This window comes from Bacillus sp. KS1 (assembly GCF_020075515.1).
Classification (GTDB): Bacteria; Bacillota; Bacilli; order Bacillales; family Bacillaceae; genus Bacillus; species Bacillus velezensis.
This window is the reverse complement of sequence record NZ_JACAWW010000015.1, coordinates 563,379-580,044: the sequence shown is the minus strand read 5'-3', so window position 1 is coordinate 580,044 and position 16,666 is coordinate 563,379. Positions and strand designations below refer to the sequence as shown.

Here is a 16,666-nt window from a genome sequence, read left to right as displayed (position 1 = left end):
AACTGCTTACTACAAAAAAGCACTCAGATTATTCCGAGTGCTGTAGCAATGCGTAAAATGGCACGCTGTTTCATAATAGGTGTCCTTCTTCATGCCGAGTTCCATATAAATATGAATGTCTTTCGTTTGGCTGGCTGCTAAGTATTTTTTCTCAATGATCATGCGTTCTTCATCGTCCAGGCTGTTTTCTAACGCCCTTTCCATCTGCTTAACCTTCAGTTCATTTAATATGATAGAATCTCTGATTGAAGGAAACAGGCTGATACCAGCGTCAACCGATTCCTTCAAAAATTTAAAGAAAAGTCTAAGCGTGGTTTTTCCACAAAAAAGAGGTTCAATTGGCTGTAGCTGAAAAAGAAAAACGAATGGATCATCAAAACAAATAAAAAACGTGAATACAATATGGAGTTTATCAATAGCGATGACATATCTTTTTTTACGTGTAGCATATGAATGAGGATTATATCTCTACAATTTTGGAGTGATTTTTTATTGTTTTTTTTGGGTGTTTTGTGGGTGATACTTGATTTATATTAAGTTATTAAACTTGTTAAGAAACCAAAAAATCCCCTGACACCAATAGTGCCAAGGGATTGAGAGATTAATACTGAGACATGTATTGTTCGCGCTCCCACGGATGAACCTGTGTGCGGAACATATCCCATTCGATTTCTTTTGCTTCGATGAAATGTTCAAACAGGTGCTCGCCGAGCGCTGCAACCATGACTTCGTTTGATTTGAATTCGTCGAGAGCTTCTGCCAGTGTCGCCGGAAGGTCTACGATGCCGTTTTCCATGCGCTCTTCTTTGCTCATGACGTAGATGTTGCGGTCAATCGGAGCCGGTGCTTCAAGTTTATTTTTGATTCCGTCAAGGCCTGCTGCAAGCAATACGCTTAACGCCAGGTACGGGTTTGCCGCCGGGTCTACGCTGCGGACTTCAACACGCGTGCTGATGCCGCGGGAAGCCGGGATACGGATCAGCGGGCTTCTGTTTTGCGCGCTCCATGCCACGTAGCAAGGTGCTTCATAGCCCGGAACAAGGCGTTTGTAAGAGTTCACTGTCGGGTTTGTGACAGCCGTAAAGCTTGTCGCGTGTTTTACGATACCGGCAATGAAATGTTTTGCTGTTTCACTCAGCTGAAGATCAGCGTCTTTATCAAAGAATGCGTTAACGCTATCTTTAAAGAGTGATAGGTTGCAGTGCATACCGGAACCGTTTACGCCGAACAGCGGTTTTGGCATGAATGTCGCATGCAGACCGTGTTTGCGGGCGATCGTTTTGACAACCAATTTGAAAGTTTGGATGTCGTCACAAGAACGGATGGCACCGGCATATTTAAAATCGATTTCGTGCTGGCCCGGAGCAACTTCATGGTGAGATGCTTCGATTTCAAAGCCCATTTCTTCAAGCTCAAGCACGATATCGCGGCGGCAGTTTTCTCCCAAGTCAGTCGGAGCCAGGTCGAAGTATCCGCCTTTATCGTTCAATTCAAGCGTCGGTTCGCCTTTTTCATCTAATTTAAACAGGAAGAATTCAGGCTCAGGTCCAAGATTGAAATCGCTGAAACCGAGTTCTTTCATTTCTTTCAGAATCCGTTTGAGGTTGTTACGCGGGTCACCTTCGAACGGCGTGCCGTCCGGATTGTAAATGTCACAGATGAAGCGAGCTACTTTACCTTTTTCAGCCGTCCATGGGAAGATTACAAATGTGTTCAGATCAGGATATAAGTACATATCAGACTCTTCGATACGGACGAAACCTTCGATGGAAGAACCGTCGAACATGCATTTATTATCAAGTGCTTTTTCAAGCTGGCTCACAGGAATTTCCACGTTTTTAATCGTTCCGAGAATGTCTGTGAATTGAAGGCGGATATACTTTACGTTTTCCTCATTTACTAATTTTACGATGTCTTCTCTTGTGTACTTTGCCATTTCGTAAAACTCCTCCTCTAAAAGGTAAATGTATATAGCAAAACAGTTGCTAACGGATTAATGAAAGAATCGGGACATGTCACCTTGGCGGAAAGTATTTCCCCGCTGGAAACGGCCTGCCTGCATCAGTTCGTTTTTCAGAAGCTTTCTGAGTTCGTCATCAGACAGATCGTGCTTCATCGGTTTGGCGGTTTTTTCGGATTTTTCTTCCGGTTCGGCAGATGCCTTATCCAGAATTTGTTTGATCCCCGCCATATTAACGCCTTGTTCAATCAGATTTTTGATTTCTAACAGTTTATCTACATCATGGAATGAAAATAATCGTCTATTTCCTTCGCTTCTCGCTGGAAATATCAATCCATTTTCCTCATAATATCGAATTTGCCGGGCAGAAAGTTCTGTTAACTGCATGACAATCCCAATTGGAAATAAAGGCATTGAGCGGCGAATGTTATCACTCATCTCAATTTCCTCCTTTTCTTATCTTAGTCTCATTATAGGTGATGTTATATTTTGTGTCAACACAATGTAAGGAATCTTAACATCGAATTCTTTGAAAATTGCAAACGGCCTAGATCAGCTCTTTTTCCATTAAAGCATTTACGGCGCTGCAAATCGCATTTTTCACGTGCGCGTAGGTTAATCCTCCTTGGACATAAGCGACATAAGGCGGTCTGATAGGTCCATCTGCTGATAATTCAATGCTTGCCCCCTGTACGAAAGTGCCCGCTGCCATAATGACATCGTCTTCATATCCCGGCATATAGCTCGGATAAGGCGTCACATGCGCATTAATCGGGGAAGCATATTGTATCGCCTGGCAAAAAGCGATCATCTTATCAGGGTCCTGAAACTCAACTGATTGAATCAGATCCGTTCTCGGCGCATTCCAAGCAGGGTTTGACGTAAAGCCGAGCTTTTCAAGAAAACGGGCGGTAAATACCGCTCCCTTCAAGCTTTGCGCCACTACATGCGGAGCGAGAAAGAAACCTTGATACATTTCCTGCAGCGAATAAAGCGAAGCCCCGGCTTCACTTCCGATTCCCGGGGAGGTCATCCGGTAAGAGCAGGCCTCAATCCACTTGGCTTTCCCTACAAGATAGCCGCCCGTTTTAGCAAGGCCGCCGCCCGGGTTTTTAATCAGGGAGCCGGCCATAAGATCCGCTCCGACGTGGCAGGGTTCCCGCTCTTCTGCAAATTCTCCGTAGCAATTGTCCACAAAAACAATGACATCTTCTTTGATTTCCTTTACGAAACGAATCATCTCTTCAATTTCATTTATTCTGAAAGACGGACGATTCGCATATCCTTTTGAACGCTGGATGCCGATCACTTTTGTATTCGGCCGGATTGCAGCCCGGACCGCTTCAAAGTCAACTCTGCCTTCTGATGTTAAATCGACTGCATTATATCCGATTTGAAATTCCTTTAGCGAGCCTGAATACTCCCCGCCTCTTACTCCGACGATTTCCTCGAGTGTATCGTAAGGCTTGCCTGTTATATAAAGCAATTCGTCCCCGGGTCTCAGCACACCGAAGAGCGCGATTGAAATCGCGTGCGTTCCGGAAATGATTTGCGGCCGCACGAGTCCCGCCTCTCCTCCGAACACATCCGCATAGATCTTCTCCAGTGTATCTCGTCCGATATCATCATAACCGTATCCGGTTGAAGGCGTAAAATGCGTATCGCTTACTTTATGTTTTCTGTAGCTTTGCAGGACTCTCCATTCATTCCGTTCACTGATTTCTTCTATTCTTTTATGAACGGCGGAGATTTCCGCTTCTGTTTCTTCGGCGGTTTTTTGTAAAAGAGCGCCATGGGTCAGTGTGTCAAACATGTTGTGTATACCTTCCTTACATGAATTTCTTCAGTTCTCCGAGTATGCTTTGTTCTTCCTGTACATAACCTGAGACTTCGTAGCGTTCATTTTCTTCATTAAAATAAAGGCTGTCGATCATGGTCTCTGATTTGATGCGTGACATCAATTTGCCTTCGGCGGCAGGCACATGAACTTCATACGGCGTCATCAGCTCCCGTCGCAAATAAGCTTCGATTTCCGCTTTTAGTTTTGCTTCATCCCCGGCGATTCTGGCGCTGATCATGATGTGGCCTTCTCCCGCTGTCGGGATGAAGTCAGGAAGTGTCTCATCACGTTTGTTATAAGCGGTCAGCACCGGAATATCATCTGCCTCAAGCTCTTTTAACAGACCGAGGACAGTCTGTTCATGTCCGGCATAATCTTCATTGGATGAATCAATGACATGAATGATCAAGTCTGCTTCCTTCACTTCCTCAAGCGTTGAGCGGAAAGCGGCAATCAGCGTCGTCGGCAGATCCTGAATGAAGCCGACCGTATCAGACAAAAGGACGCTGTAGCCGCTTGGGAGCGCCATCTTTCTCGTCATCGGATCAAGTGTTGCAAACAGCAGATCTTCTTCATAGCTGTCTGAGCTCGTTAATTGATTGAACCATGTTGATTTTCCGGCATTGGTATACCCGACGAGCGCAGCCTGAAGCACGCCGTTCTTTTTTCGTCTCTCCCGATAACGGCTTCTGTGGCGGATAACCGTTGAAAGCTGCACGTTAATTTCGTGTATGCGGTTTCTAATGTGGCGCCGGTCTGTTTCAAGCTTTGTCTCACCGGGCCCTCTCGTCCCGATTCCGCCGCCTTGTCTTGAGAGATTGATTCCTTGTCCGCTCAGACGCGGCAGCGCGTATTGAAGCTGGGCCAATTCGATCTGAAGCTTTCCTTCTCTCGTCTTCGCCCTTTTTGCGAAAATATCCAAAATAAGCTGCGTGCGGTCGATGATCTTCGCTTCAATTGCAGTGGCGAGTGATTTAAGCTGGCTCGGTGACAGTTCATCATTAAAAATGACCAGATCTGCTTCAAGCTCTTCACACAGCGCCTTCAGCTCGTCTACTTTCCCCTTGCCTATATATGTAGCGGCATCCGCTCTGTTCCGTTTTTGCGTAATCCGGGTCAGCACCGTTCCGTCAGCCGTTATTGTCAATGAAGCAAGCTCTTCCATGGAATGTTCAAAGTGCTCATCTGTCATGTGCGGAAGCTGGCAGCCGACCAAAATGACCGTTTCTTTTTTTCCTTCCTGTTCGTTCAAATGGATGTTCCTTTCTGTGTCGTATTGGGCAGTAGTACTATCATACCAAACCCGCAGGGCGTATACCACACATCCGGCGGGTTTTAAAGAGAGAAATAAAAAAGAGACCCCTCAGACCGGCTGAGAGGTCTATTCGTGAGCTGCCGCCTCATCTTTTATAAGTAAATCCTGGCTCTTGATCGTCATTAAATCGTTTTTTAAGTATTGGTCTCCCATTAAAAGTCTCATAGCCTGAGCGCGGATCGATTTTTCAATCACGTTTCTGACAAAGCGCCCGTTGCTGAATTTAATGGGGCTTGTCGTGCTTTTCACTGTCATTAAATAATCTTTTAACTTCCACTCGGCTTCCTGGCTTAATTGATACTCCCGCTCTGCTATCATGCGCTTTGCGATGTCCATCAGCTGAGTGACAGAGTAATCCGGAAAGTCGATGCTGATAGGGAAACGCGATTGCAGGCCGGGATTTAATGACAGGAAATGTGTCATTTCTCTCGAGTACCCTGCCAGGATCAGAATAAATTCATGCTGTTTGTCTTCCATATGCTTGACAAGCGTATCAATCGCCTCTTTACCGAAATCCTTTTCTCCGCCCCTTGCAAGTGAGTATGCCTCATCAATGAATAAAATGCCGCCGAGCGATTTTTTAATCAGATCTCTCGTTTTTTGCGCCGTGTGTCCGATGTATTCACCGACCAGATCGGCACGTTCCGCTTCGATCAGATGTCCTTTGGAAAGCACGTTCATTTCGAAGAAAAGCTTGCCGATCAGTCTCGCGACGGTGGTTTTCCCGGTGCCGGGGTTCCCTTTGAACATCATATGAAGAGCTTGTTTCCCGACTTTCAGCCCTTGTTCGGCCCGTTTTTGGTTGACGAATATCCACGCGTAAATTTCTTTAATGTTGCGTTTCATTTCTTCCATACCCACTAATGTGTTCATTTCTTTTTCAATTTCTTTCAGAATGCTGTGTTTGGCTTCATTTTTTTGCAGGGCGGCCTGATATTCCGCCTCAGCTTCTGCATTTGTCAGCACTTGCTTTTGGCCATTAAGAATGATGTTAATTTGTCCGTTATTTTTATAGGTTACAGCGCGCTCCAACATGCTCACCTCTCTGTTCTCTCTTTATCTTACTCATGATGAAGCGGTTCCGTGACATCCGCCTATCATCATGAGACCCGTTTTCCTCTTTATTTGTCACTTTTTCCGTTCTCTTCGGGAATGATGTTGAATCCTGCGCTTTCCCGAGAAATATTTTTCATTTCTTATTGTATTCAACAGAAACGGGAGGACAAACCATTTATTTTTATTTTCCGGGAAATGTTGGGTGTATTTCTCATTTTTTTCATGAATGACAGCCGTACAAGCACCTTTTGAATATCATCATATGCTGTAATGAGGTGATGGAAAATGGTTAAAATTTTTATAGACCCCGGTCATGGCGGAACTGATTCAGGTGCAACCGGAAACGGACTTCAGGAAAAAGCGGTCACGCTGGAGATCGCGCTGGCTTTGCGCACGATTCTGACGAATGAGTATGAAGGAGTTTCTGTCACGATGAGCAGGACAAGCGATAAGACGGTCAGCCTGACGGAAAGAACGGATGCCGCCAACAGCTGGGGCGCAGATTATTTTTTATCCATTCATATTAACTCAGGAGGCGGAACCGGATTTGAAAGCTATATTTACCCCGGTGTCGGAGCGCCGACCTCGACTTACCAATCAGCCGTCCACACGCAAGTGATTCAAGCATCAGGTTTTAATGACCGAGGAAAAAAAACAGCCAACTTCCATGTGCTGCGGGAGACAAGTATGCCGGCGATTTTGACGGAGAATGGTTTTGTTGATACGTCAGCTGATGCAAACAAACTGAAAACAGCCAGTTTTATTGAAAGCCTTGCAAGAGGACATGCCAAAGGCTTGGAGCAAGCTTTCGGTCTAAAAAAAAAGGCTGACTTATATAAAGTGCAAATCGGTGCATTCAAAGTGAAAGCAAATGCTGATGCGCTTGCCGCCGATGCGGAGTCTAAAGGTTTTGACGCGATTGTGCTTCCAAAAGGCGGCTTATTTAAAGTGCAGATCGGCGCATTCTCTTCCAAAGATTATGCTGAAGCGTTGGCCGCGCGGGCCGAAAAAGCCGGATTTGATGCCTTCATTGTGCAAGACTAAATGAAAAAACCCCTGCTTTCCCTTTTTTGGGACGAACAGGGGTTTTTTGTTATTGAAGTATATCGGCGACAAACTGAGACCAAGCTTCAAGACGCTGATACACATTTTCCTCTTTCAGTTCGCTCAGTTTCATCCAGCGCCCGGCGATTTGATCTTTTTCTTTTACTTCGACTTGTGCCGCAGACGCTAACTGGAGCGCAGAAAGGATGCCGATATGCACCTTCCCTACATCGTTTTCATCATCATTGATCAGGCCGAGTGTGACAATGTTTTGTTTGTCCTCCTCGCGAATGTACAGTTCTTCCGCCAGCTCCCGGTCGGTATTCTGTTTCAGCACTTCCGAAAATGATGCCGCCCCTTCCATAGGGTTCATGTGTCCGCCGAAGCCGAGAGAAAGCTTATTATGGAGGCGCGATTCCCCTCCGCCCGCGAGCCGTTCATACACAAACACCTCATCATCGCGGCGGATGACGACATACGGAATCGGCTGTTTAAATCGCGGGTCCTCTTCCGCGTCGCCTCTTCTGATTTCAAAAAAATGCGTCTCAATTTGAGCCATAATTTTTACGATACGTTCATCCTCGCTGTTGACTCCCTGAAATGTCAGCATTTCGTTTTGAAAGACGTCACTCCGCGGTGCAGCCAAGATGATTTCATCCATTTTATTCATGCCCGTTCCTCCTGTCTTGCCTCTCCACTCAAGCCAAAAGAGCAGATATTATATCTGCTCTTCATCTTGGCCAAAATAAAAATCTTCGTCCTTAATCGGTTCTACCGTCGCCTTTTTGTAGCCGTTCCCTTTCATGGAGAAGAAATCATGTGATTTTGTTTTGGTGTTTAATCCGTTTAATACAATCGGATTAATATCCTCTTCTTCAAAGTAAGGATCGAACCCTAAGTTCATCAAAGCTTTATTGGCGTTATAGCGGATGAATTTCTTTACATCGTGTGAGAGTCCGACTTGATCGTACAAGTCCTCTGTATATTCAAGCTCATTTTCATATAACTGATTCAGAAGGTCAATCGCAAATTCACGAAGCTCTGCTTTTTTCTCTTCTGTCTGTTTATTATAAATTTCCTGAGCAAGGAGACCGACATACACGCCGTGAATCGCTTCGTCACGAAGGATCAGGTTAATGATCTCACCGCTTTGCATCAGTTTTCCTTGTCCGTAGAAATATAACGGATAATAGAAACCGCTGTAGAAAAGGAAGCTTTCCAGATAGACGGAAGCAACCATCGCTTTGAACAGTGAAATTTCATCATCTTTTTGAATGGCTTTGTAAAGCCCGACAATCATTTGCGCTTTTTTCTGCAAATATTTATTTTGTTTAACCCATTCAAATACTTCATTAATCGTTTCAGTCGGAGCAAGCGTCATAAAAATATTTGAATATGATTTTGCGTGCACCGCGTTTTCCATCATCGCCATGAAATTAAGAACCGCTTTTCGCTGATGGCCTTCGACGTGCTCGGCCACAATCGGCATGCCCGTGTTCCCCTGCTCTGTATCAAGCAGTGTCAGGCCGGCGAGCACCTTCATGTACGTATCCTGCTCATTTTTACCCAAATACTTCCAAGTGAGAAGATCGCCGTTTAATGCGATCTCTTCCGGAAGCCAAAACTGCTTTACGTTTTGGTTGTAAAACATTTGGGTGAAATCATCTTCATGCTTTGACCAGTTTGCTGCGTCATAAATTTTTGTCACTGTAAACTCTCCTTTAATCAAACGACACAAGAAAGACAGCTGTCCTGCCCGGTATCTTTCGTTCTTGCATAGTAAATGGTTTTGATGCCTCTATGGTGGGCATACAGATCAATACGATTCAGATCACGAGTTGTCATCGTATCTTTCAAAAACAGGGTAAAGCTGATTCCCTGATCGATATGCTGCTGGATTGTCGCGATCATATCCACCACTTTGAACATGTCCATATCATAAGCCTCTTTGTAGAAGAACCAGTTATTAGACGCTAACCCCGGCATCGGGTAATACGTTTTTGAATTTCCGTATGTTCTTTCTTCGATCCGTTCCATGATCGGCATAACGGACGCCGTGCTGGATTGGACGTAAGAAATGGAGCCTGTCGGCGCGATGCACAGTCTGTAGCTGTGGTACATGCCGTTTTCAGCGACAAACGCCTTCAGCTCTTTCCAGTCTTCGATTGTCGGAATGTGCATGCCTTCAAAGAGCGCAGCGATTTTTTCGTATGCCGGTGAGAACTCTTTTTCGATGTATTTATTGAAATATTCTCCCGTTGCATAAGTGGAGCCTTCATAATGCTCAAACGTTTCGCCTTTTTCTTTCGCAAGCTCAGCTGAACGCTGAATGGAATAAAAGTTCACCATCATAAAGAACGTATTCGCGAAATCTCTTGCTTCCGGGCTTTCATACGCGATGCCGTTTTGGGCCAGGTAGCCGTGAAGGTTCATGGCGCCTAAACCGATGGACTTCATCGCTTTGTTCGCGCGTCTGACTGCCGGCGCGTTGCGGATATCCGTCGTCTCAGATACATGAGTCAGGGAATCCGTCGCGAGTTTCACCGTGCGCTCAATCGATTTATGTTTCATGACATTCAGTATATTTAATGAACCAAGGTTGCAGGAAATGTCCAAGCCGATTTCGTCTTCCTCGTCATAATCTGTGTAAGCCGAAACCTGTGACGCCTGAAGCACTTCAGAGCAAAGGTTCGAGAATTTCACTTTTGATACGTGGTTATTCGCGTGCTCTTTGTTTACGTTATCCTGGAACATAATGTACGGATAACCTGACTCAGAACGGAGAACGGCAAGCTTTTCAAGCAGTTTGCGCGCATTCACTTTTTCTTTTTTGACACGCGGGTTGTCGACAAGCTCCTCATACATCGCCGTCATGTCCATTTCGTCCATATGCTGGCCGTATTCTTTATAAATCGTATGCGGATAGAATACATAAGCCGCTTTATCCTCACGTGCAAGCTCAACGAACTTATCCGGAATGACGACACCGATAGAAAGCGTTTTGACGCGCACATCTTCATCCGCAGAAATCTTTTTCGTATCGAGAAAATCATTGATATCGCGGTGGAAAATATTTAAATACGCCGCGCCTGAGCCTTGTCTTTGGCCCATTTGGTCAGCGTAACGGAACGCATTATCAAGAAGCTTCATGACGCCTACAACACCTTTTGTGGCGTTTTCAACATCTTTAATCGCTTCGCCTTTCGCACGAAGCTTGGACAGATTAAGAGAAACCCCGCCGCCCAATTTAGACAGCTGCATGGAAATATCGATCGCCCGTGAAATATCGTTTAAGGAATCGTTGACTTCGAGCAAGAAGCAGCTCACCAGTTCTCCGCGGCGTTTTCTGCCGGCATTCAAAAATGTCGGTGTACTCGGCTGATATTCCTGATTGATCATCAGATTCACATATTCTTTTGCTTTCTCAGTGTCGCCGTTTGCGAAGAACAGCGCAACAATTGAGATTCGGTCCTCATAACGCTCGAGGATTCTTTTCTTGTCATTCGTTTTCAAAGCATAGTCATTATAGAATTTAAACGCACTCATGAAGGAAGGAAAACGAAACTTCTTTGCGTAAGCTGTCTTAAACACTTCTTTAATGTCTTCAAAAGAGTAAAGGCTTAAGAATTCCTCTTCGTAGTATTGGTTTTCAATCAAATAATCCAGCTTCTCTTTTAAATCGTGAAAGTAAACTGTGTTTTGATTGATATAGTCAACAAAATAGCTATGTACAGCCTCTTTATCTTTATCAAACTGGAATTTTCCATCTTGTTGGATCATGATTTCGTTATTTAACTGGATCCATTTTGGCACTTGATTTTGTGACAACTCTTTCTACCTCCTGAGTAAACAATTCAACGTCTTTAGATGTGCCGCTGAGTTCAAATTTGTGCAAGATCGGCACCTGATATTGTCTTGAAATGGTATCGGCGCTTTTTGCAAAGTTATCGCCCCATACTTTGTTGCCGCTCGCAGCGACTCCTAATAAGAGATGGGCGTATTTTTCGAGAAATGATTGTGTTGATGCCGGTACCTGACCGAAGTTTGTCGTGTAGGTGACCAAAACAAACGGAGTGTCCACGTGGTCCGTTTCGTCCACCTTGCGGATCAGCTGGAAGTCTGTTTTATTCACAAAACGCTGAACATTCCCTGTCTTTGAATCAAATATGATTTGAACCATCCTTATCACGACCTATCAAAAATAATGAATCTCTTAACACTATATATAGTATACTAACCTCTCGGAAAAACACAACATATTGAGATCGATTTATAAAAAATTCATATTTTTGAAAGAGCGGACTTTGGCTCTGGCCCGATTAACGCCCAAAAAAGAGAGCAGAACGAGAATCATCTCTCATCCTACTCAAGGTGTCATGTGTAAGCCGATGTCTATCATAACATGAAAAAAAACTGCTTAGTAGTCTAGACTTTTATTCTTATTTTTTGTAAGAATCACATTTTTTTTCGCTTTCAACGGTTTCTTCAATCTCCACATCAGCACCGATTTCTTTCAGTACGGCTTTCAGAGCGCTTGTGATGGAAGCCTCTCTGATCAGTTCTTTGCCGTCAACGATGATGCTGGTTCCATATTCATAGCAGGAATCATCTTCACAAGTTTCTTCCCAATGGTTGATTATCACCTTGTGTTTCAATCGTCTCACCCTCTGCATGATCAATGTCAGTACTTAGTGTAGCTTGTGCGGCCCGCTTTGTAAATTCGAACGCTTGTGAAATTTATTCAAGCTCATCCAGCGCCGCTTCTTTTTTCAGTTCGATTTTATTCGTTTTTTCATCATAGCGGTATATTTTTAAGTAACCGTCCTCAACGATGCCGAAACGATTATGTTCCAGCTGCACCATGCCTTCTGTCTGCGGTTCGGCATCCGTTGAACCGCCGTCATCATCCGTCACCACTGTCTCATGATTGCTGCAAGCTCCAAACAGCAGAAAAACAGCGATCCAAACGAGCGTAATTCTGATTCTTCTCAGTTCATTTTCACTTTCGAACACGATTTTCCGAACCCCCTTTTATGTTTCCGATATACAGCCTGCAATATACAGATGCGCATAGAAAAAGACCATTGCTCATGGTCTTTTTCAAAAAGTCTATTCAAGCTCAAGCTGGACGTTTTTTTGCGGGGCGAACGTGGAGATGGCATGTTTATAAATAAGCTGCTGCTTCCCCTCCGTTTCGAGCAAAACGGTAAAGTTGTCAAAGCCTTTTACCTGGCCGCGAAGCTGGAAGCCGTTGAGTAAAAACACCGTGACGAACGTATTGTCTTTTCGGATTTGATTCAAAAACTGATCTTGAATATTAATCGGTTTCATGTTTCGTCCTCCTTGGTTCTCAATACAATACTGTTTCGATTAAATTTCCAGTTTTCCTGCTATGCACTCGAAAATTTCCTTTTTTTTCTGCTCAATATCAACAGGCGGCGTCATATCTGTCCATGAAACGGGCATTTTATTGCGAAACCAGGTCAGCTGGCGTTTCGCATATCGCCTTGAATTTTGTTTTAATTGCTCCACAGCCTGAGGAAGCGGCACTTTTCCATCAAGATATTCATACAGCTCTTTATAGCCGATCGCCTGAATCGATTGGCTGTCCCGGATATTCATATCATACAGCCGCTTTACTTCGTCAAGAAGGCCGGTTTCCAGCATCAGGTCAACGCGCTCATTAATCCGGCCGTACAGCACTTCTCTGTCCATTGTAAGACCGATAAGAACCGCATTGTAAAGCAGCTCCCGTTTTTGGGTTTTAAGATGCTCTGACATTGTTTTTCCCGATACATGCAGAATTTCGAGCGCGCGGATGACTCTTCGCGTATTGTTTTGATGAATGGCTGCCGCCGCTTCCGGGTCGGCTGCCGCAAGCTTGGCATGAAGCGCTTCCGCCCCTTCTTCAGCCGCCAGTTTCTCCATGCGCTCCCGGAATACAGGGTCACCGGAGTTTTCCGTGAACGTATAGTCATACAGCACGGACTGAATGTACAGACCCGTCCCCCCGACAATCATCGGCAGCTTTCCTCTATCGGCAATCTCGGTGATTTTTCCCCTTACCATTTTCTGATAATCCGCCGTTGAAAAAGTGTCGGACGGCTCCAAAATATCAATCAGGTGATGCGGCACGCCTTCTGTCTCTTCTTCGGTGACTTTGGCCGTTCCGATGTCCATCCCTTTATATACCTGCATGGAATCTCCGCTGATGATTTCCGCATTCAGCATTTTCGCGAGTCCGATGCTTAGTTTTGTTTTTCCGACTGCCGTCGGTCCGACAAGTATGACGACAGGCTGTTTTTTATTTTTCAATATGTATCACTCTCTTTTATAAATCTCCCCCTAATTATAGCATTCATTTCTTCAGGCACCTATCCATTTTGCCCTTTTTCCTGAGCGCTAAACGTCCACTACCACCCGATCGGCTCGTTTCCGACAACCTCTCTCGTTTTTCCTTTGAGTGTATGGCGGTGCGTTTTCCGTCCTTCCTCCCGCGGCTCGTAAACGACGCCGCCGTGCTGGATCTGAATCGGCTCATTGTAGGCGGCAAAGGTGGTCTCTGAAAGCTCATGGTAATGTGTTCCGCCAACCCTCGGGATGGCAGGGCCGGAAATGCCGTAATACCTATGAAAATGGCCGTTTTCAAACGAGGTGATGCCCGTATAGAAATGTGTATGCTCATCTGTATTGCTGCCGTTCTCCGGCTGCGAAAAGCCTTCAATCAAATGGTAATGCCCCTGCACTACATCCGTAACCGCCCGGTATGCGTGTGTATGCGGAGGTTTTTTTGACCAATCGGACTGATACAAGCCCACAAAAGCTCACTCCTTTATTTTTTTGATAAACGCCCAATCAAAAATTGGTGGGCTGAATACTCTGTTATCATCTCAAATTTATTCTTGGAGGTACCTTAATTATGAATGAAGAATACACATACGCAGTAGATAGTGATATGAGACCGTTTGGACGGCCCGGATTTGGATTTGGCCGGCCGGGCTTCGGATTCGGACGCCCCGGATTCGGGTTCGGATTCGGACGGCCGGGTTTTGGATTTGGCCGGCCTTGGTTTGGCTATGGATTCGGACGGCCGTTTGGTTTTTACGGCGGACCGTTTTTCGGAGGGCTTGTCGGGGGGCTTGTCGGAAGCGCTTTGTTCAATCCGTATTTGTACGGGGGTTACGGGTATGGCTATCCGTATGGAGGTTACCCGTATTATTATTGACGAATCAAAAAGGGCTCCTTTTCAGGGGCCTTTTTATATAGGCCTAATGTCTTGACTTGTCGGGCAAAGTTCGGATATTATTTTATTTTACTGCCTTAAACAAAAGGCATAAGGATTATGATGAGAGGGGGATTTGATATGATTCTGGGTTATATCTTCCTCACAATTGCTATTTTATCAGAGTCAATCGGCGCGGCCATGCTGAAGGTCTCCCGCGGATTTACGCGGTTTTTGCCGAGCGCGCTTGTAGTGGCAGGCTATTCATTGGCCTTTTATATGCTTTCACTGACACTGAATCTCATTCCGCTCAGCTTATCCTATGCAACATGGAGCGGAGCCGGAACGGTGCTCGCATCCATTATCGGAGCGAAATGGTTTCATGAAAAACTGGACAAGCAGGCCGTCATCGGGCTCTTTTTCTTATTGGCCGGTGTCATTTTGATGAATTGGTAGAAAGGAGAGGCATACTGATGAAAGGATTACTTTGCTTGGCATTAGCCATTGTATCAGAAGTGTTCGGGAGCACGATGCTGAAGCTGTCAGACGGTTTTACGCACTTATGGCCCGCTCTCGGCGTCATTGCCGGAATCGGAGCCTCTTTTATGTTTTTGAGCTTCTCATTGAAAAGCCTTGATTTATCCGCTGCATACGCGACATGGTCAGGTGTCGGCACCGCTTTAACGGCAATTGTCGGCTTTTTTGTTTTTAAGGAGGCCATGACAGTCAAAATGATGATCGGGCTTGTTTTGGTCATCACGGGCGTCATCCTGCTGAACCGTTCCAAGTCTCAAAAAGCTAAAAAAAATCAAACGGCCCGGAGCTGACCGTTTGAACTCGTCAAGCGCCGGCAGCTTTTACTTCAACCTCAAGCCCCATCTCCACGTTTCCTCGGACCGCTCGTGAAATCATACACGAGGACTCCGCTTTCTGCGCTAACTTCCTGGCGAGCGTAAAGTCCGTTTCGGCTGCATCCGGCTTTAATAATATAAACGGACGGTGAATGATTTTCTGGTACGTGAACACACCGTTCGTGACGTCTACAATTCCTTCAGATTCCATATGTAGATCTTCTTTATCCAGGCCGCTTCTTTCCATCATCGCCGCAAGCGTTATAATATAACAGGTCGCGGCCGCTCCAAGCAGCATTTCATCAGGATTTGTGCCTTCTCCGGGTCCGTCCATTTCCTTAGGAATGGACACAGCCGTTTCCAGCCGGCCGCTTTTAATATCGCCGACGTCATTGCGATTTCCGGGCCAATTTGCTTTTAAATAAAAGTGATGTTTTGCCAAGGGACAAACCTCCGTTTTTTCAGTTTACTCATCTTTCACTCGTTTGTCTTTTTTTAAGCTCACGAATACTCTTGATTGATCACTCTTTTTATCGTACGGACAAACCGGTAAAATTCCTCCGTTTTTGTGAATTCCCTTTCGCGATAATCAAAATTATCAAAAAACGCTTCCCGCTGTTCTCTGCTGATCTCAAGCTGTATGCTCAGCCCGGTTTGCGCCTGGTTATTGATATTTTCGGTGTTAACCCCGGCCAGACCGGTTTTTGAGGTTGCCAATTCTGCAGAAAATCCGTTTCGTTCGAGAGCTCTCACCAATTTTTTCGCCCGCTTCCGATCGCTTCCTCCGACAAGAGTATTTTTCTCATCGCCTTTATAACCGTGCACTGCGATAACATAATGGTGCTGCTTAATGCTTTCGACTGCTGAAGGCTCATCGAACTTGGTGCTCGTAATATGAAGAGTCTGGTTATCATGCGGTTTTAATCCCTCAAACAGATAGGTTGAAAAATCATCGCTGAAAGAGCGGACGATCTCGCTCACCCCGCCCTCAATTCTCCCTCCGTGCGGCGACATGATCAATACGGGGCTCCCCTTTCGCTTATTGTACGATATATGATAATCATCGGGATCTTCATGTTCAGCCAAATCTTTAAAATCTGTGTATGTATCAGAAGAATTCGAGGGATCAGGATCTGACGCATAATGAGCACATCTTATTAGTAAGACCATTGCTACGATAATGATGACATTAAGTAAAATTCTTTTCATCAGCTCTCCTTCTTTGCTCCTTTCTGAAAAATGATATGTTCATTATATGGATTTTTGTCAATAGGTCTTATCTTAACATTCTATTAACATTATCATCAGTGAAAAACTTCCCGGTTTCGAAAAATCAATGGATTGTCACGGTTCAAGCGCTCAAATGCCGGGCATCAGT

The 16,666-nt window shown here is 45.1% G+C and carries 20 protein-coding genes and 1 pseudogene; 4 read left to right on the top strand and 17 right to left on the bottom strand.

Annotated features, from left to right (window positions below; genetic code table 11):
- Nucleotides 1-23 precede the first annotated feature (23 nt).
- From HWY38_RS09910 to spoVK, 6 genes and pseudogenes are all read right to left on the bottom strand, one after another.
- Nucleotides 24-285 (bottom strand): annotated as a pseudogene (locus HWY38_RS09910) (ArpU family phage packaging/lysis transcriptional regulator); the annotation flags it as partial.
- 316 nt (nucleotides 286-601) lie between these two features.
- Nucleotides 602-1,936, bottom strand: a complete 1,335-nt coding sequence (gene glnA / locus HWY38_RS09905; protein ID WP_007410365.1) for a type I glutamate--ammonia ligase — start codon at nucleotides 1,934-1,936, stop codon at nucleotides 602-604.
- Nucleotides 1,937-1,993: 57 nt separating this feature from the next.
- Complete coding sequence (glnR, locus tag HWY38_RS09900) at nucleotides 1,994-2,398, bottom strand: transcriptional repressor GlnR (RefSeq protein ID WP_007611631.1); 405 nt, start codon at nucleotides 2,396-2,398, stop codon at nucleotides 1,994-1,996.
- A 109-nt stretch (nucleotides 2,399-2,507) separates the two neighbouring features.
- Nucleotides 2,508-3,773, bottom strand: coding sequence for an aminotransferase class I/II-fold pyridoxal phosphate-dependent enzyme (locus HWY38_RS09895; RefSeq protein ID WP_007410367.1), 1,266 nt, complete (start codon nucleotides 3,771-3,773; stop codon nucleotides 2,508-2,510).
- A gap of 16 nt (nucleotides 3,774-3,789) precedes the next feature.
- Nucleotides 3,790-5,052, bottom strand: a complete 1,263-nt coding sequence (gene hflX, locus HWY38_RS09890) for a GTPase HflX (protein ID WP_224181734.1) — start codon at nucleotides 5,050-5,052, stop codon at nucleotides 3,790-3,792.
- Between the two features lie 129 nt (nucleotides 5,053-5,181).
- Nucleotides 5,182-6,150 (bottom strand): stage V sporulation protein K, encoded by a 969-nt coding sequence (gene spoVK / locus HWY38_RS09885; protein WP_015417523.1) that lies wholly within the window; start codon nucleotides 6,148-6,150, stop codon nucleotides 5,182-5,184.
- 306 nt (nucleotides 6,151-6,456) lie between these two features.
- Between spoVK and HWY38_RS09880 the strand changes: the two genes are divergently transcribed.
- A complete protein-coding gene (locus HWY38_RS09880; RefSeq protein WP_174737476.1) occupies nucleotides 6,457-7,215 on the top strand; it encodes an N-acetylmuramoyl-L-alanine amidase in 759 nt (252 codons plus the stop codon).
- Between the two features lie 49 nt (nucleotides 7,216-7,264).
- Here HWY38_RS09880 and HWY38_RS09875 read toward each other — a convergent pair whose 3' ends face one another.
- From HWY38_RS09875 to HWY38_RS09835, 9 genes are all read right to left on the bottom strand, one after another.
- Complete coding sequence (locus HWY38_RS09875; protein ID WP_224181733.1) at nucleotides 7,265-7,885, bottom strand: hypothetical protein; 621 nt, start codon at nucleotides 7,883-7,885, stop codon at nucleotides 7,265-7,267.
- Between the two features lie 48 nt (nucleotides 7,886-7,933).
- Complete coding sequence (gene nrdF / locus HWY38_RS09870; protein WP_012117608.1) at nucleotides 7,934-8,923, bottom strand: class 1b ribonucleoside-diphosphate reductase subunit beta; 990 nt, start codon at nucleotides 8,921-8,923, stop codon at nucleotides 7,934-7,936.
- 17 nt (nucleotides 8,924-8,940) lie between these two features.
- Nucleotides 8,941-11,043 carry a class 1b ribonucleoside-diphosphate reductase subunit alpha gene (gene nrdE / locus HWY38_RS09865; protein WP_007611605.1) on the bottom strand — a complete coding sequence of 701 codons (2,103 nt, stop codon included), beginning with the start codon at nucleotides 11,041-11,043 and terminating at the stop codon, nucleotides 8,941-8,943.
- Nucleotides 11,003-11,395 (bottom strand): class Ib ribonucleoside-diphosphate reductase assembly flavoprotein NrdI, encoded by a 393-nt coding sequence (gene nrdI, locus HWY38_RS09860; protein ID WP_003154061.1) that lies wholly within the window; start codon nucleotides 11,393-11,395, stop codon nucleotides 11,003-11,005. Before nrdI ends, nrdE begins: the two co-directional genes overlap by 41 nt.
- Before the next feature lie 259 nt (nucleotides 11,396-11,654).
- A complete protein-coding gene (locus tag HWY38_RS09855; RefSeq protein WP_003154062.1) occupies nucleotides 11,655-11,870 on the bottom strand; it encodes a hypothetical protein in 216 nt (71 codons plus the stop codon).
- An 82-nt stretch (nucleotides 11,871-11,952) separates the two neighbouring features.
- Nucleotides 11,953-12,228, bottom strand: a complete 276-nt coding sequence (locus tag HWY38_RS09850) for a YmzC family protein (RefSeq protein ID WP_059366960.1) — start codon at nucleotides 12,226-12,228, stop codon at nucleotides 11,953-11,955.
- 96 nt (nucleotides 12,229-12,324) lie between these two features.
- Nucleotides 12,325-12,546 (bottom strand): RNA chaperone Hfq, encoded by a 222-nt coding sequence (hfq, locus tag HWY38_RS09845; protein ID WP_003154064.1) that lies wholly within the window; start codon nucleotides 12,544-12,546, stop codon nucleotides 12,325-12,327.
- Nucleotides 12,547-12,585: 39 nt separating this feature from the next.
- On the bottom strand, nucleotides 12,586-13,530 hold the full coding sequence (miaA, locus tag HWY38_RS09840; protein ID WP_007410375.1) for a tRNA (adenosine(37)-N6)-dimethylallyltransferase MiaA: 945 nt from the start codon (nucleotides 13,528-13,530) through the stop codon (nucleotides 12,586-12,588).
- Between the two features lie 98 nt (nucleotides 13,531-13,628).
- Nucleotides 13,629-14,033 carry a YmaF family protein gene (locus tag HWY38_RS09835; RefSeq protein ID WP_224181732.1) on the bottom strand — a complete coding sequence of 135 codons (405 nt, stop codon included), beginning with the start codon at nucleotides 14,031-14,033 and terminating at the stop codon, nucleotides 13,629-13,631.
- Between the two features lie 101 nt (nucleotides 14,034-14,134).
- Here HWY38_RS09835 and HWY38_RS09830 point away from each other — a divergent pair, with 101 nt between their 5' ends.
- The 3 genes from HWY38_RS09830 (at nucleotide 14,135) to HWY38_RS09820 (ending at nucleotide 15,264) form a co-directional block, all read left to right on the top strand.
- Nucleotides 14,135-14,440: a hypothetical protein gene (locus tag HWY38_RS09830; protein WP_224181731.1), complete on the top strand. Its 306-nt coding sequence runs from the start codon at nucleotides 14,135-14,137 to the stop codon at nucleotides 14,438-14,440.
- Between the two features lie 138 nt (nucleotides 14,441-14,578).
- On the top strand, nucleotides 14,579-14,893 hold the full coding sequence (locus HWY38_RS09825) for a DMT family transporter (RefSeq protein WP_007410378.1): 315 nt from the start codon (nucleotides 14,579-14,581) through the stop codon (nucleotides 14,891-14,893).
- Nucleotides 14,894-14,910: 17 nt separating this feature from the next.
- Nucleotides 14,911-15,264, top strand: coding sequence for a DMT family transporter (locus tag HWY38_RS09820; protein WP_007410379.1), 354 nt, complete (start codon nucleotides 14,911-14,913; stop codon nucleotides 15,262-15,264).
- A 13-nt stretch (nucleotides 15,265-15,277) separates the two neighbouring features.
- Here the strand turns inward: HWY38_RS09820 and HWY38_RS09815 are convergent, their stop codons facing one another.
- Together HWY38_RS09815 and HWY38_RS09810 are read right to left on the bottom strand one after the other, a co-directional pair.
- Nucleotides 15,278-15,730, bottom strand: a complete 453-nt coding sequence (locus HWY38_RS09815) for an OsmC family protein (protein WP_224181730.1) — start codon at nucleotides 15,728-15,730, stop codon at nucleotides 15,278-15,280.
- A gap of 59 nt (nucleotides 15,731-15,789) precedes the next feature.
- Complete coding sequence (locus tag HWY38_RS09810; RefSeq protein WP_007611586.1) at nucleotides 15,790-16,497, bottom strand: poly-gamma-glutamate hydrolase family protein; 708 nt, start codon at nucleotides 16,495-16,497, stop codon at nucleotides 15,790-15,792.
- Nucleotides 16,498-16,666 lie beyond the last annotated feature (169 nt).

What these genes read in the sequence shown, in the direction of transcription:
- glnA (WP_007410365.1), bottom strand. Translation starts at nt 1,936, where the DNA reads ATGGCAAAGTACACAAGAGAAGACATCGTAAAATTAGTAAATGAGGAA.
- glnR (WP_007611631.1), bottom strand. Translation starts at nt 2,398, where the DNA reads ATGAGTGATAACATTCGCCGCTCAATGCCTTTATTTCCAATTGGGATT.
- HWY38_RS09895 (WP_007410367.1), bottom strand. Translation starts at nt 3,773, where the DNA reads ATGTTTGACACACTGACCCATGGCGCTCTTTTACAAAAAACCGCCGAA.
- spoVK (WP_015417523.1), bottom strand. Translation starts at nt 6,150, where the DNA reads ATGTTGGAGCGCGCTGTAACCTATAAAAATAACGGACAAATTAACATC.
- HWY38_RS09880 (WP_174737476.1), top strand. Translation starts at nt 6,457, where the DNA reads ATGGTTAAAATTTTTATAGACCCCGGTCATGGCGGAACTGATTCAGGT.
- HWY38_RS09875 (WP_224181733.1), bottom strand. Translation starts at nt 7,885, where the DNA reads ATGAATAAAATGGATGAAATCATCTTGGCTGCACCGCGGAGTGACGTC.
- nrdI (WP_003154061.1), bottom strand. Translation starts at nt 11,395, where the DNA reads ATGGTTCAAATCATATTTGATTCAAAGACAGGGAATGTTCAGCGTTTT.
- hfq (WP_003154064.1), bottom strand. Translation starts at nt 12,546, where the DNA reads ATGAAACCGATTAATATTCAAGATCAGTTTTTGAATCAAATCCGAAAA.
- HWY38_RS09830 (WP_224181731.1), top strand. Translation starts at nt 14,135, where the DNA reads ATGAATGAAGAATACACATACGCAGTAGATAGTGATATGAGACCGTTT.
- HWY38_RS09825 (WP_007410378.1), top strand. Translation starts at nt 14,579, where the DNA reads ATGATTCTGGGTTATATCTTCCTCACAATTGCTATTTTATCAGAGTCA.
- HWY38_RS09820 (WP_007410379.1), top strand. Translation starts at nt 14,911, where the DNA reads ATGAAAGGATTACTTTGCTTGGCATTAGCCATTGTATCAGAAGTGTTC.
- HWY38_RS09810 (WP_007611586.1), bottom strand. Translation starts at nt 16,497, where the DNA reads ATGAAAAGAATTTTACTTAATGTCATCATTATCGTAGCAATGGTCTTA.